Origin of the sequence: Oceanobacillus sp. Castelsardo (assembly GCF_001659985.1) — a bacterium.
Lineage (GTDB): Bacteria > Bacillota > Bacilli > Bacillales > Amphibacillaceae > Oceanobacillus.
This window is the reverse complement of record NZ_LYCS01000004.1, coordinates 1-14500: the sequence shown is the minus strand read 5'-3', so window position 1 is coordinate 14500 and position 14500 is coordinate 1. Positions and strand designations below refer to the sequence as shown.

The following is a 14500-nucleotide window of genomic DNA, read 5'->3' as shown; positions in this document are numbered from 1 at the left end:
CTTCAGACAAAATTCAATAAGTTAAATATGAATGTTAACCTAAATTCCCTTTCTAATATAAATAGTATATAATTATTCTTAATAGTGTGTTACATTTGTAAGGTGGTGAAAGGGTGGAATTATCAAAAAGGCAAGAGGAGATTATTGAGATTGTTAAAGAGAACGGCCCGATAACCGGTGAAAATATTGCGGAAAAGTTAAGTTTAACACGTGCAACATTACGTCCAGACTTAGCCATTTTAACAATGTCCGGATTTCTTGATGCAAGGCCCAGAGTGGGATATTTCTACACGGGTAAAACTGGATTTGAATTGTTATCAGAGAAAATAAAAAAATATAAAGTAGCAGAATTCCAACAAATACCTATTGTTGTAAAAGAGGACGTATCCGTTTATGATGCCATTTCAACGATGTTTCTTGAAGATGTTGGAACACTATTTGTACTAAATGATAAGGGTTGTTTGTCTGGTGTTTTGTCACGTAAAGATTTATTACGTGCAAGCATTGGACAACAAGATCTTAACAGTATCGCTGTCCACATAATTATGACAAGAATGCCTAACATTACGGTTTGTCGAAAAGATGATTCATTAATCGATGTTGCGCAGAAACTAATAAATAAACAAATTGATGGAATGCCCGTAGTAAAAGATGTTGAAAATGGTTTAACGGTTGTTGGAAGAGTAACGAAAACAACAATTACTAGAGTTTTTGTAGAACTGGCTTCAGCGAAGAATGTTTAATTTGTAAGAATGGAGAGGTAGGCTATGAGTTCCGAACGACTTGTTTATGTTATATCGGATTCCGTTGGGGAAACTGCAGAATTAGTAGTGAAAGCAGGCTTAAGTCAATTTAATAGTCAAGATTATAAAATTTCACGGATTCCGTATGTGGAGGATCAACAAACCATTGATGAAACGTTGCAGTTGGCTATCGAAAACGATGGTTTAATCGGTTTTACTTTGGTTAATCCAACATTAAGAAACTATTTAAATGATCAAGCCAGTAAGTTAAAAATAGAAGTTATTGATATTATGGGACCTATGATTAGTGCGATGGAACGTGTTTTCAAAAAGGAACCTAGATTAGAAGCTGGATTAGTTCATAAGCTTGATGAAGATTACTTTAAACGAGTAGAGGCAATAGAGTTTGCTGTGAAGTACGATGATGGTAGAGATCCACGTGGGATTGCACGAGCCGATATTATACTGATTGGAGTTTCACGGACTTCTAAAACTCCGCTATCCCAATACTTGGCTCATAAACGATTAAAAGTTGCCAACGTACCAATTGTACCTGAAGTTGACCCACCGGAAGAATTATTTGAGGTGGATCCAGCTAAATGCATAGGTTTAAGTATTCGACCAGAAAAACTAAATGAAATTAGAAAAGAGCGTTTAAAAGCTTTGGGTTTGGGGAATCAAGCAACATATGCAAATATTGATAGAATTTCTCAAGAGCTTGACTATTTTAATAAAATAGTGGAAAGAATAGGTTGTAAAGTAATAGACGTTTCTAATAAAGCAGTAGAAGAAACTGCGAATGTGATTTTACAAAAGATTCACAAGTAATGAAGGTATATAATAGAAGGATAAAACATTCTACACGTTACTGTTGTAGAATGTTTTTCTTCTGATTGGAAAATTTTAAAACGTTTTTATAGAAATTTTATTAATATTGTATTATAATAATTATTTGTGTAAAGATATATATATAGTAAAGTGAAGTAACTTAGACATATTCTGAAAAATAAAACATCTAGGATAAAGAAGGAATCTTACAATATTATGTAGAATTATACATTAAGCCTATTAAATGGCGACCTTATAGATTACTCACTATCCTTCCATTATTCACTCATTAGGGTAGAAATTTTTTTCTAGTTTAAGAAAAAAATGTCGAAACATGAAGGATTATTTTAGTTTATATCGAATAATTAAAGTATGGTGGTTCAAATGGCCTATCAAATACCAGAGGAAATCATTGAGGAAGTTCGTAAGTCTAATGATATTGTGGATGTTATAGGAGAGTATGTCCAATTAAAAAAACAAGGTAAAAACTTTTTTGGACTTTGTCCTTTCCATGGTGAAAATACACCTTCTTTTTCAGTCACTCAAGATAAGCAAATTTTTCATTGTTTTGGATGTGGTAAGGGTGGCAATGTCGTTACATTTATGATGGAAATGGAGAAGTACTCTTTTATTGAAGCAATCACTCATTTAGCTAAGCGTAGTGGAATAGATCTTCCCATTAATAGCAATCAAAGTGAGTTTACTATATCCCAAGAAAGCCAGAATGTCTTATCAGCTTTTGATTGGTTAACGAAACTATATCATCATTTATTGAGACATACAAGGGATGGTAAGGAAGGGTATCACTATTTAATTGAAAGAGGAATAAATGATCATGCTATTGATGAATTTCAGTTAGGATTTGCTACGACAGCAAAAAGTTTTACCGCTGAATTTTTAAAGAAAAAGGGGTTTAATCAAGCTTTATTGGTGAAAGAAGGTTTACTTTCTTTACAAAATGACAATAGTGTAACTGACCGATTTAGAGGAAGAATTATATTTCCTATTCGTAATCATTTAGGTAAAACCGTTGCATTTGGAGGAAGGTTAATTGCAGAAGGTGGACCTAAATATTTGAACAGTCCTGAAAGTGAGCTATTCCAAAAAGGAAAAATTTTATACAATTTTGATTTAGCAAAGAAACATATTCGTAAAGAAAGTGAAGTAATATTATTTGAAGGGTATTTGGATGTTATATCTTCCTATCAGGCAGGAATAAAAAACGTTATTGCTACTTTAGGTACTGCATTAACAGAAACACAAGCTAAGTTATTAAAACGATATGTTGAAACGGTAGTTGTCTGTTATGACGGAGATAACGCTGGACTTGAAGCAACATATAAAGCAGTCCAATTACTTCAAAATGTAGGATGCCAAGTCAAAATTGCTAATTTAAAGGAAGGCTTAGATCCTGATAGTTATATAAAACTAAATGGGGGAGAAGCCTTCAAAAACAAAGTGTTGGATACGAGTGAAACTTATTTAAGCTTTTATATGCGATATCTTAAGAAGGATTATAATCTTAGTGTGGAAGGAGATCGCATTGACTATATAGAAAAAGTGATAAGGGAAATTTCCAGCCTTAATAGTTTGGTCGAGAGAGAATATTATTTGAAGGAACTTCATAATGAGTTTAATATTTCCATGGAATCACTTACAGAGGACGTGGAAAACCAAAGAAGAAAATATGAAGACCAGTCTCGAAATAAGGATAATTCGCTTAGATATAGTCATAATAAAAGAGCAAATATTCAACAAAAAAATAAGAAACTATTACCGGCTTACCAAAATGCTGAAAGAAAGTTATTAGCTTACATGCTCCAAGATGAATTAATTGCTGAAAAAGTTCAGCAAGAGTTAGGGGCAAAATTTAATTTGGATTTGCATAAAATCATTGCGACTTATTTATATGCTTTTTATGAAGAGGGTAATGAAGCAAATGTTAGTTTGTTTATAGAAAGATTGAATGAACCTGAATTACAGAAACTAACATCGGAGATAGCCATGTATCCTACATTAGATAACATAAGTGATCAAGAAATTAGTGATTATATTCGAACTATAAAATTTCAAAACGACGATTATGTTCATATTCAAACATTAAAAGAGCAACAAAAATTAGCCGAACAGCAAAGTGATCCATTAAAAGCTGCCCAAATTGCAATGCAAATTATTGAAATTCAGAAGCAATTGAAACGCACAAATTAATTTTTTCTATGGAATTGGAAGGAGGGGGACTCATGGCTGATAAGGAACAATCACAACAAATTAAAGAAACAGAAACCCTTGAGCAAATTAAAGAAGGCTTAATGGAATTAGGGAAAAAACGGGGAACTTTAGCATATGAAGAAATTGCGGACCGTTTATCCAACTTTGAGATTGAATCAGATCAAATGGATGAGTTCTATGAACAATTAGAAGAACAAGGTGTTGAAGTAATAGGTGAATCTGAAGATGATCCTAACATGAAGGAAATTGCCAAAGAAGAAGAATTTAATGTAGAGGATTTAAGTGTGCCTCTTGGAATAAAAATCAATGATCCAGTAAGGATGTATTTGAAAGAAATTGGCCGTGTTAATCTACTTTCCGCAGCGGAGGAGATCGAACTTGCAAACCGAATTGAAGAGGGCGACGAGGAAGCAAAAAGAAGACTAGCTGAAGCGAACTTGAGATTGGTTGTAAGTATAGCTAAAAGATATGTTGGCCGTGGAATGTTATTTCTTGACTTAATTCAAGAAGGTAACATGGGTCTGATGAAAGCTGTAGAAAAGTTTGATTATCGAAAAGGCTTTAAATTTAGTACGTATGCAACATGGTGGATACGTCAGGCAATTACTAGGGCAATCGCGGATCAAGCTAGAACCATCCGTATTCCGGTTCACATGGTTGAAACAATTAATAAATTAATTCGAGTGCAACGTTCACTTTTGCAGGATCTTGGTAGAGAACCGACGCCAGAAGAAATTGGTGAAGAAATGGAATTAGCACCTGATAAAGTTCGAGAAATTTTAAAAATCGCTCAGGAGCCCGTATCATTAGAGACCCCTATTGGAGAAGAAGATGATTCCCATTTAGGTGATTTTATTGAAGATCAGGAAGCTATTTCACCATCAGATCATGCTGCATATGAACTTCTTAAAGAACAGTTAGAAGATGTTCTTGATACGTTAACAGATAGAGAAGAGAACGTTTTACGACTTCGCTTTGGTCTCGATGATGGACGTACTCGAACACTTGAAGAGGTAGGGAAAGTTTTTGGTGTAACTCGAGAACGTATCCGTCAAATTGAAGCTAAAGCTTTACGTAAACTTAGACATCCTAGTCGTAGTAAACGACTAAAAGACTTCATGGATTAATTGAGGATTGTAGTCATTGAAAACGAAAGAGTTTTCAATGGCTCTTCTCTTTGGTAGAAAAATTTTTTCTATTTTGTATAAGTGCAACTAAGGCATTTGCCTAACGGCTTGGCGAATGTCAAGTTTTCTAATTAATCTCGTTTTTCAGGAGATGACTCTATATGCCTGATGATAATCGCATCAATATTATTATTAATGAAATAAATTATTGGAAAAGAAATAAAATGCTACCCGAGACGTATTGTGATTATCTTTTGGCATTATATACGAAGGGGGAGAGCGATGATTTCATTAAATCAAGCTCGTTCCAAAAGGTAATCCCTATTCTGCAACTAGTACTATGTACATTGCTGTTACCGTTTTCTTTTCTTGTGATTTATTTTACGAGATTTGAAGCTCTTTTGCAACTCGCTATTTTATTTCTTTTTTTTATTTACACGTTATGGTGTTTTAAATCTTTAAAAAAACGTACAGACATTATGGCTCATATAGCTCTTATAATTGCTTTATTTATTATACTTTTATTCAGTATTCATTTAGCTAAAACATTATCAAGTGGTAGTTTTTTTGTCAATGTTACAATTATATTAAATTTTGTTTTTTGGCTTTATTTAGGTTACATAAAACAGTTAAAGTATTTAAAATATACAAGTATCACTGGCCTGATTTTTGCCATCTTTTATTATTTTATAAAATTTCTTATCTAATTTCTTTAAACTTAGACGATTTTCGAGTAAACTATATATAGCCTTAATAAAAACATAAAGGAAAAAGGGGATTACATAAGGAGGAAACGTAATGAAAAAGAACCCGGTTATACCATACGCAATTATTGCCGTAGTAGGGGTACTAGCTATCATTATTATTTCATTTATTGGGGTGAATCAACGGGATGCGATTCAACAAGCAGAGGAAGGCGGAGAACAAACCGCTGAAGAAGGGGAAGTATCAACTGATCCTGAGGCAATCTATTCAGCTAACTGTACTGCGTGTCACGGAGCAGATTTATCCGGTGGAGCGGGTCCAGATTTGACGAAAATTGGTTCTTCACACAGTGTTGATGAAATTACAGAAATTATCCGAAATGGTACAGATGCAGGAATGCCCCCTTTTGGTGGATCACTAGCACCGGAGGAATTAGAATTATTAGCTAATTGGCTTAGTGAAAAACAATAATAAGGAATAATAAAAAGGTTAAGCTTTCTGTTATAATCAGAAAGCTTTTCTTTTTGGTTGTTTGGAAAGTATAATAATGATTATGTTAGTAACACTGGAACTTGCTAATGGAAGGAGAGAACCATGACAATTACAATAAATCTATCTAATCGATTAATTCAAGTAGCGAACTTTATAGGTAAAGGTGCAAAATTTGCAGATATCGGCTCAGATCACGCTTATTTGCCTTGTTATATATGTTTAAAAGATAACACTGCTCGTGCCATTGCTGGTGAAATAAATGAGGGGCCTTTTAATAGTGCGAAGAAGACAGTAAGTGATACTGAACTTAACGATGTTATTGAAGTGCGATTAGGAAATGGTTTGGAAATCATAAAACATGATGATAATATTAATCACGTTGTTATTGCTGGAATGGGTGGATCTTTAATTAAGACCATTCTAGAAGAAGGAAAGAAAAAACTTACTAATGTTGAGCGTATCATAGCTCAGCCTAATATCGATGCAAGAAATGTACGACGATGGTTTTTAAATAATAATTTTAATATTATTAATGAATCCATTATAGAAGAAAATGGTCATATTTATGAAATAATAGTTGCGGAACAAACAAAGTCACAACAAATAAACAATCTTAGTGAAAAAGAATTGTTATTTGGTCCCGTATTATTAAGAAATAAAACAATTGAATTTTATAAGAAATGGCAACATGAATATGAAAAAATGCAACAAGTTGTAGCACAAATGAAAAATGCTAATGTACGTGACAAAGAAAAAATAATACAGTTTGAAAAAGAATTGGTATGGATGGAGGGGGAACTTAAAGATGAAAAAGCATCCAATTAATAATTCTCACGTTTTTCAGTTAATGGAGAAATGGGCGCCAAAATATCTGGCATATGATTGGGACAATGTTGGATTACAAGTAGGTTCACATAATCAAAACGTGAATAAAATTATGGTAACATTAGACGTATTAGAATCGGTTGTTGATGAAGCAATCCGGAAAGAAGTAAATTTAATCATTTCTCACCATCCCTTACTATTTAAACCAATGAAGCAAATTAACTTTGACTCCCCTCAAGGACGAATTATAAGAAAGTTAATTAATCATCAAATTACGGTTTATGCGGCTCACACTAACTTAGATGCTGCAGTTGGTGGTGTGAATGATATGCTTTGTCAATCGATTGGAATACATTCTACAGATAACTTATTAGAGACTAGTGCACAACGTTTATTAAAGATAGTTGTATATGTTCCAAAGACACATATAAAGGAAATTAGAAATGCCCTATCTGATAGTGGCGCAGGACATATTGGGAACTATAGTCATTGTACTTTCCAAACAGAAGGTCAAGGAACATTTAAACCGTTAGAGGGTACAAATCCTTATATTGGTACAGCTGACCAATTGGAGTTTGTAGATGAAGTTCGTATGGAAACTATTGTGCCAGAAGAGAAAGTTAATAAGGTCATTTCGTCCATATTAAAGGCTCATCCATATGAAGAGCCAGCATATGATATATATCCTCTAAAAAACAGTGTAAAACGTTTTGGAATTGGTCGCGTTGGTGTGTTACCTCAAAAATTAACCCTTGAAGAGTTATGTAAACAAATTAAACAATCCCTTAATATCTCAGGTTTAAAGGTTATTGGAGATCTAGAGAAAAGAGTTGAGAAAGTGGCAATATTAGGTGGAAGTGGAGAAAAATACATCCAAACTGCAAAACAAAAAGGTGCCGATGTTTATATTACCGGAGATATGACTTTCCATACAGCACAAGATGCTTGGCAAATGGGTTTATCTGTCATTGATGCTGGTCATTATATTGAAAAAATCATGAAAAAATATACAGTAGATTATTTAAAGAATGAATTAAAACATCATTCTTCCATAGAAATCCTTATGTCTGAAACAAACACTGATCCATTTCAGTTTATTGTTTAGAAAGAAGGAATACCAAGTTTTCTAAAAAGGAGCAATAATTATATGACAGAAAAACAATTTGAACAATTAGAATTGAAACCTTCTATACTTGAGGTCATTCGTCAACTAAAATTTAAGAAACCTACTGAAATTCAAGAGAAAATCATTCCCAAAATTTTAAATAAAAATAGTGTTATTGGTCAATCAAGAACTGGATCAGGAAAAACCCATGCTTTTCTTCTTCCACTATTTAATAACTTGGATAGTACAAAAAGGGAAGTGCAATTTGTTATAACAACCCCTACTAGAGAATTGGCAATGCAAATTTATGATGAGGTAAAAAAAATTATCCAATTTTCGAATAAAGAAAGTGAATGGGTAGCTAAGTTATTAGTAGGTGGAACTGACAAGCAAAAAATGAAGGAAAAATTAAAGGAACCTCCTCATATTATTGTTGGAACGCCTGGAAGGATTTTGGATTTAGTAAAAGAAGAAGCACTTTCTATATATTCTGCAAAATCTTTTGTTATAGATGAAGCGGATTTAATGCTTGATTTAGGTTTTATTAATGATGTAGATCAACTGTTAGTACGGACAAGAAGGGATATCCAATTATTAGTATTTTCGGCTACAATCCCTGAACGATTACAGCATTTTTTTAAGAAATATTTAGAAAACCCAATTTACGTAAAAATAAATGATCATTTTTCCCCAGAAACAATGGAGCATTTATTAGTCGCGGTTAAACATCGGGAAAAAGCGGATATTATTTTGCAAATCTCTAAAGCGATTAATCCTTACATTAGCATTATTTTTACAAATGGTAAGAAGCAAGCTGATGAACTTGCATCAGAATTGCAAGAAAAAGGTTTGGACGTAGGGATTATTCATGGTGGTTTAACACCAAGAGAAAGAAAACGAGTACTTAAAGATATCCAAACTCTTCGGTACCAGTACATTGTTGCAACTGATCTTGCAGCAAGAGGAATCGATATTAAAGGTGTTAGTCACGTCATTAACGCAGATATACCGAAAGAAGAAGAATTTTATATCCATCGGGTTGGAAGAACTGCAAGAGCAGGAATGGAAGGTACAGCAATAAGTTTATACCTTGAAGACGACTTAAAGTTGATTCAAAAACTTGAAGAAAAAGGTCTTTCATTCCAATATGTGGATATTAAAAATGGCGAATGGACGAAAGCAAAATCTTGGAATGACCGTCAATTAAGAAAAAATACAAATACTGATCTTGAAAAAGAAGCTTGGAAAAGGGTGCCAAAAGCTAAAAAAGTAAAACCCGGATATAAGAAAAAACTTAAAAAACAACAAATCTCCATAAAAAATCAATTGCAAAAAAATTCTAAACATAAAAAGTAGAAATGGAACAAAGATGGAATAAAGAGGGAGAGTGCGTCGAAATTGTTAAAAATTGGATCGCATGTATCAATGAGTGGTAAAAAAATGTTATTAGGTTCAAGTGAAGATGCTATTTCGTATGGTGCAAATACGTTTATGATTTATACAGGTGCACCTCAAAATACGAGAAGGAAACCAATTGAAGAGTTAAATATTGAGGCTGGGCGTGAACATATGGAAAAAAATGGTCTCACTGACATCGTTGTACATGCCCCTTATATCATTAATATCGGAAATACAACAAAACCAGAAACTTTTGAACTTGGTGTTAATTTCTTAAGAAGTGAAATTGAACGCACACAGGCTATTGGAGCAAAGCAAATTGTTTTACACCCCGGTGCACATGTTGGAGCTGGAGCTGAAAATGGAATTAAAAAAATCATTGAGGGTTTAAATGAAGTTCTTGAAAAAAATAATGATGTGCAAATAGCATTAGAAACCATGGCAGGTAAAGGAACTGAAATTGGACGTTCTTTCGATGAAATTGCCCAAATTATTGACGGGGTCACGCTAAATGAAAAATTATCTGTTTGCATGGACACTTGCCATATACATGATGCAGGATACGATATAGTGAATGATTTTGATGGGGTTTTAAATGAATTTGACAAAATTATTGGTGTTGAAAGAATTAAGGTTGTTCATGTAAATGATAGTAAAAATGAAAGAGGGGCTCATAAAGACCGCCATGAAAATATAGGTTTTGGGCATATTGGATTTAAGGCTTTGCATTACATTATCCATCATCCTCAGTTACAAGAATTGCCTAAAATATTAGAAACCCCCTTCGTTGGAGAGGAAAAGAAAAATAAAAAGGCGCCATACCAATTTGAAATTGAAATGATTAAAAGTGGTCATTTTGAAGAAAATCTAAAGGAAAAAATACAAAATAGTTAAGATAAAAATAGGGGTAACCTAAGGTTATCCCTATTTTTATTCAAATAAATATTCTAATCCATAGGACTTAATAAGTTCGTTAAGTAATTTTCTTGCCGCTTTTGCTGTGTGTAAATCAGTAATATTTGCTAATTCCCTAAACATTGTTTCCCGATTATCGTGTCTAAAAGGATCACCATTATAATGTTTTAAAAAGTTAGATATCTGCTTAGCTTGTTCCTTAGATATGGAAAAACCGTATTGTTGAGAGTAATCTAATAATTCGATATCACTTGTTTGTTTAAGCTTCCTTCTCACTAATTCTTTGATGATAATGGACATTAGCGAACCTCCTTTAAATAGAATCTGTTGTACTATATGCATTTATAAAGGGAAAATAAACTTGTATTATTAAAAAATACCGCCTTTTTTAGCGTGTTTCCAAAAAATAACATTATAAACATGTCGTTATTCCATACACTATAAATGCACCTCGACTAATAAAGGAGGTCAAAACCCATGGCGGATTATAAAGATATAGAAAATGCTCCAAAACACGGTGAAGAAATTAAAAATCAGGATTTTGTTGAAATTGAACCAGATAGTTCTAGGAATGAGGAATTTGCTGCAGAATTTACAGCCGATGATTATGCTGTAAGAGATAGAGACGACGTTGATGGTGATGTCAATAGTATGTATGGCTGGATTGGTCTAGCTCTATCGATTATTTCATTCTTCGTATGGCCAATCGTTTTAGGTGCAGCAGGGATTATTTTAGGTTTTGTTTCCAGAGCCCGTGGTGCAGATACGTTAGGAAATATTGCAATCGCTGCTGGAGCAATTTCTATCTTAGTAACAGTATTTATATTGCCTTTCGTTTAGCTTAAAGAATGGAGACTGATAACTCAGTCTCCATTTTTTACTTATATAGAGGAAAATAATAATAATTTTTTGGTTGAATAGATTGAGAATTAGTATTTGGATTCAAATGCTGGAAGTCATCCATTATTTGTTCTAAAGAAATTTTCATATTACCTTTGTTTATGTCTTCAACAATCGATATTACAGTGTCCCCGAATTCAACTTTAACCTTTACTATGGAGTAGTGACTGTTGGCTGTTGTTAGAGGTTTAGTGTAATGATAATTTTCTATACTATTATTAGCTAACGATAAATCTTTATAAATGCTTGCAATTAACAGTATAATGGATATATATAGAATAAATCGTTTGGAAAAGGACATATGACTTGCTCCTTATTATACTATAAAAGTTAAAGAAAACTTTTTCCTTCGCCAGTAACTTTTCGGTAAAGAAGTTTTTCTAAAATGAAACTAAAATCAAATCATTTCGTATAATTAATATAGGGGGGATGTAGTTGGAAATTTTTGATTTCGTATGGATAGGTTTTGTCTTAACAGGATTAGGCTCATTGTTTTTAATTGGTGAGGTATTAGTAAATGCTCGAGGAGTTTTTGGTTTATTAGGAATAGGCTTTATTACAGTTTATTTTGGTGCTTATGTTGTGCAAACAAGTTCCTTTATTCTTATGCTTATTTTGTACTTTTTAGGACTAATATTAATTATTATTGATGGTAAAATTTTAAATGATGGGACATTAGCAACCATTGGTGTCGCTATTATGTTAATTTCCGTGGCATTAGCAGCACCCTCATTTACTTCAGGATTGTACTCGGTTCTTGGAGTGATTCTAGGTACTGTGGGGTCTTTACTATTTTTAAAAGTCTTTAATAAGCGGGAAATGTGGACAAAAATAGCTCTAAAGGATCAATTAACAAGTGAGGCAGGATATAATTCCATGAGTAAAGAATATGAAAAGCTGTTAGGTCAAATTGGAATGACTAAAACAGATTTACGACCAGTTGGTACAATTGAGGTAAATAAAAAAGATTATAGCGCAGTATCCAATGGGCAATGGATTGATAAAGATTCCCATATACAAGTGATACAAGTGGATGGAACAAAAATATTAGTTGAAAAAATTAAATAGTGTCAATATAGAAGACTGTAAAAGTTAATAGTCCTAAATAGTTAAAATAAAAGTATTTGGGAAACTTAACAAAGAACAGTCTTTTTTATTGCTTATTTTTGAGAATACTTAAATTAAAAACAGGGTAATAACTAAATATATTTGAGCTTTGTAGAGGATTGTAAATTTAATGTAAAATTATGGCGAAATATCTTTACAATGGATTAACCTGACCTTAATATAGAGTAGGGTTTTTTAATTTTGATAATTGGATGAAAGGATGTAATTTCATTGGATGTAGATATTCAGACACTGCTCTTTGAATTTTTTGGTGGACTGGGAATCTTCCTTTTAGGTATTAAATTTATGGGGGATGGTTTACAAAAGTCTGCAGGTGACCGATTAAGAGATATACTTGATCGATTTACTAGTAACCCATTGCTTGGAGTAGTTGCTGGTGCCGTAGTAACAGTTCTTATTCAAAGTAGTTCGGGCACTACCGTATTAACAGTTGGTCTTGTTAATGCTGGTTTTATGACTTTAAGACAAGCAATCGGTGTTATTATGGGAGCGAATATTGGAACGACTGTTACCGCATTTATTATCGGTATTGATATTGGTGAGTATGCTTTACCTATTCTAGCAGCAGGAGCGTTTCTAATATTCTTTTTTAAGAAGCCAATTATAAATGCTCTAGGTCAAGCTGTCTTTGGATTTGGTGCATTGTTCTTTGGATTAGAATTAATGAGCAGTGGTATGAAACCTTTACGCTCACTAGAAGCTTTCCATGAATTAACGGTAAGTATGAGTGATAATCCAATTCTTGGTGTTGTTATTGGGACAGTTTTTACTTTGATCGTACAAAGCTCAAGTGCAACCGTTGGTATTTTACAAGGTCTTTTTTCCGAGGGTGCAATAACATTAAATGCAGCAATTCCAGTCTTATTTGGTGATAATATAGGGACAACAATTACTGCTATGTTAGCAGCAATCGGTGCATCTGTTGCTGCAAGGCGAGCTGCATTTACCCATGTATTTTTTAACCTAATCGGTACTATTATTTTTCTAATTTTATTAATTCCATTTGCAGCTTATGTATCATTCTTACAGACAAAATTAAATTTGAATCCAGAAATGACGATTGCATTTGCGCACGGAAGCTTTAATATTATGAATACTATCATACAATTTCCGTTTATAGCTGGCTTGGCATGGCTAGTAACAAAAATTATCCCTGGAAAAGACACGATTATTGAATATAAACCACAATACTTGGATCCAATTTTCATTGAGAGATCTTCTACATTAGCGTTAGATCAAGCGAAAAAGGAAATAGTTAGAATGGGAGAATATGCTTGTAAAGGTCTAGAAGAATCCAACTTATATTTAACAACAGGTTCTCAAAAACATTCTGACATGGCCATGCAAATTGAGGGTGCAATTAATAATCTAGATCGCAATATTACGGAATATCTAGTGACCGTTTCCGGGAGATCTTTATCAGAACTAGAAAGTGAAAAACATACAGCATTAATGGACTCCGTACGTGATATTGAACGAATAGGAGATCATTTTGAAAATCTAATCGAGTTAGTGGACTACAAGATTTCTAATAAAGTACAAATTTCAGATAAAGCAATGGGTGAATTAAATACTATGTTTGATTTAACTACTACGACTGTTAAGCAAGCTGTAGATGCTTTAAATGAGTCAGATAGAGAGAAAGCTCTGGAAGTTGTACAACGAGAAGAAGAAATTGATAAAATGGAAAGAGATTATCGTAAACGACATATTATTCGTATGAACGAGGGACTTTGTAGTGGTTCCGCTGGTATTGTATTTGTTGATATTATAAGTAATCTAGAACGTATAGGTGACCATGCTGTGAACATTGCAGAGTATGTTTTAGGTCATAATAATTAAGTTGAAAGAGGAGGTATAAAAGCCTTCTCTTTTTGTTTGCAAAATAAATTGTAAGATGATATTATAAAATACGTTATTTTCTGTTTGTCGAGATTATAAAAAACGAGTTGACAAATGATATAAAACATGATAAATTTTATATCGTTGTTAATTATTAACATTTCACTATTCCACAGTAGCTCAGTGGTAGAGCAATCGGCTGTTAACCGATCGGTCGTAGGTTCGAATCCTACCTGTGGAGCCAAAGTGGCGGCGTAGCTCAG

The 14500-nt window shown here is 33.1% G+C and carries 15 protein-coding genes and 1 tRNA gene; 14 read left to right on the top strand and 2 right to left on the bottom strand.

Annotated features, from left to right (window positions below):
- The first annotated feature begins 113 nt into the window (after positions 1–113).
- The 10 genes from ccpN (at position 114) to A9178_RS08465 (ending at position 10346) form a co-directional block, all read left to right on the top strand.
- On the top strand, positions 114–743 hold the full coding sequence (gene ccpN, locus A9178_RS08510) for a transcriptional regulator CcpN (RefSeq protein WP_068674321.1): 630 nt from the start codon (positions 114–116) through the stop codon (positions 741–743).
- Positions 744–767: 24 nt separating this feature from the next.
- Positions 768–1571 (top strand): pyruvate, water dikinase regulatory protein, encoded by an 804-nt coding sequence (locus A9178_RS08505; RefSeq protein WP_068674319.1) that lies wholly within the window; start codon positions 768–770, stop codon positions 1569–1571.
- Between the two features lie 384 nt (positions 1572–1955).
- Entirely contained in the window at positions 1956–3779 is a 1824-nt protein-coding gene (gene dnaG, locus A9178_RS08500; RefSeq protein WP_068674317.1) for a DNA primase, read from the top strand.
- 32 nt (positions 3780–3811) lie between these two features.
- Positions 3812–4927, top strand: coding sequence for an RNA polymerase sigma factor RpoD (gene rpoD / locus A9178_RS08495; protein ID WP_068674315.1), 1116 nt, complete (start codon positions 3812–3814; stop codon positions 4925–4927).
- Between the two features lie 161 nt (positions 4928–5088).
- Positions 5089–5634, top strand: a complete 546-nt coding sequence (locus A9178_RS08490; RefSeq protein WP_068674313.1) for a hypothetical protein — start codon at positions 5089–5091, stop codon at positions 5632–5634.
- A 91-nt stretch (positions 5635–5725) separates the two neighbouring features.
- Entirely contained in the window at positions 5726–6103 is a 378-nt protein-coding gene (gene cccA, locus A9178_RS08485; RefSeq protein ID WP_068674311.1) for a cytochrome c550, read from the top strand.
- Positions 6104–6226: 123 nt separating this feature from the next.
- A complete protein-coding gene (locus A9178_RS08480) occupies positions 6227–6949 on the top strand; it encodes a tRNA (adenine(22)-N(1))-methyltransferase (RefSeq protein ID WP_082918146.1) in 723 nt (240 codons plus the stop codon).
- Positions 6930–8054 (top strand): Nif3-like dinuclear metal center hexameric protein, encoded by a 1125-nt coding sequence (locus tag A9178_RS08475; protein WP_068674308.1) that lies wholly within the window; start codon positions 6930–6932, stop codon positions 8052–8054. Before A9178_RS08480 ends, A9178_RS08475 begins: the two co-directional genes overlap by 20 nt.
- Positions 8055–8096: 42 nt before the next feature.
- The gene (locus A9178_RS08470; RefSeq protein WP_068674306.1) at positions 8097–9410 is read left to right on the top strand and encodes a DEAD/DEAH box helicase; all 1314 of its coding nucleotides are present in this window, start codon (positions 8097–8099) and stop codon (positions 9408–9410) included.
- Positions 9411–9452: 42 nt separating this feature from the next.
- Positions 9453–10346, top strand: coding sequence for a deoxyribonuclease IV (locus tag A9178_RS08465; protein WP_068674304.1), 894 nt, complete (start codon positions 9453–9455; stop codon positions 10344–10346).
- 36 nt (positions 10347–10382) lie between these two features.
- On the opposite strand, the gene A9178_RS08460 is transcribed toward A9178_RS08465, so the two are convergent.
- Positions 10383–10667, bottom strand: a complete 285-nt coding sequence (locus tag A9178_RS08460; protein ID WP_068674302.1) for a DUF2624 family protein — start codon at positions 10665–10667, stop codon at positions 10383–10385.
- A 177-nt stretch (positions 10668–10844) separates the two neighbouring features.
- Between A9178_RS08460 and A9178_RS08455 the strand changes: the two genes are divergently transcribed.
- The gene (locus A9178_RS08455; RefSeq protein ID WP_082918145.1) at positions 10845–11207 is read left to right on the top strand and encodes a hypothetical protein; all 363 of its coding nucleotides are present in this window, start codon (positions 10845–10847) and stop codon (positions 11205–11207) included.
- A 37-nt stretch (positions 11208–11244) separates the two neighbouring features.
- Here the strand turns inward: A9178_RS08455 and A9178_RS08450 are convergent, their stop codons facing one another.
- The gene (locus A9178_RS08450; RefSeq protein WP_068674300.1) at positions 11245–11568 is read right to left on the bottom strand and encodes a hypothetical protein; all 324 of its coding nucleotides are present in this window, start codon (positions 11566–11568) and stop codon (positions 11245–11247) included.
- Positions 11569–11702: 134 nt separating this feature from the next.
- Here A9178_RS08450 and A9178_RS08445 point away from each other — a divergent pair, with 134 nt between their 5' ends.
- The 3 genes from A9178_RS08445 (at position 11703) to A9178_RS08435 (ending at position 14481) form a co-directional block, all read left to right on the top strand.
- Positions 11703–12335 carry an NfeD family protein gene (locus tag A9178_RS08445; protein ID WP_068674298.1) on the top strand — a complete coding sequence of 211 codons (633 nt, stop codon included), beginning with the start codon at positions 11703–11705 and terminating at the stop codon, positions 12333–12335.
- 270 nt (positions 12336–12605) lie between these two features.
- Entirely contained in the window at positions 12606–14237 is a 1632-nt protein-coding gene (locus A9178_RS08440) for a Na/Pi cotransporter family protein (RefSeq protein WP_068674296.1), read from the top strand.
- 169 nt (positions 14238–14406) lie between these two features.
- A tRNA-Asn gene (locus A9178_RS08435) sits at positions 14407–14481 on the top strand.
- Positions 14482–14500 lie beyond the last annotated feature (19 nt).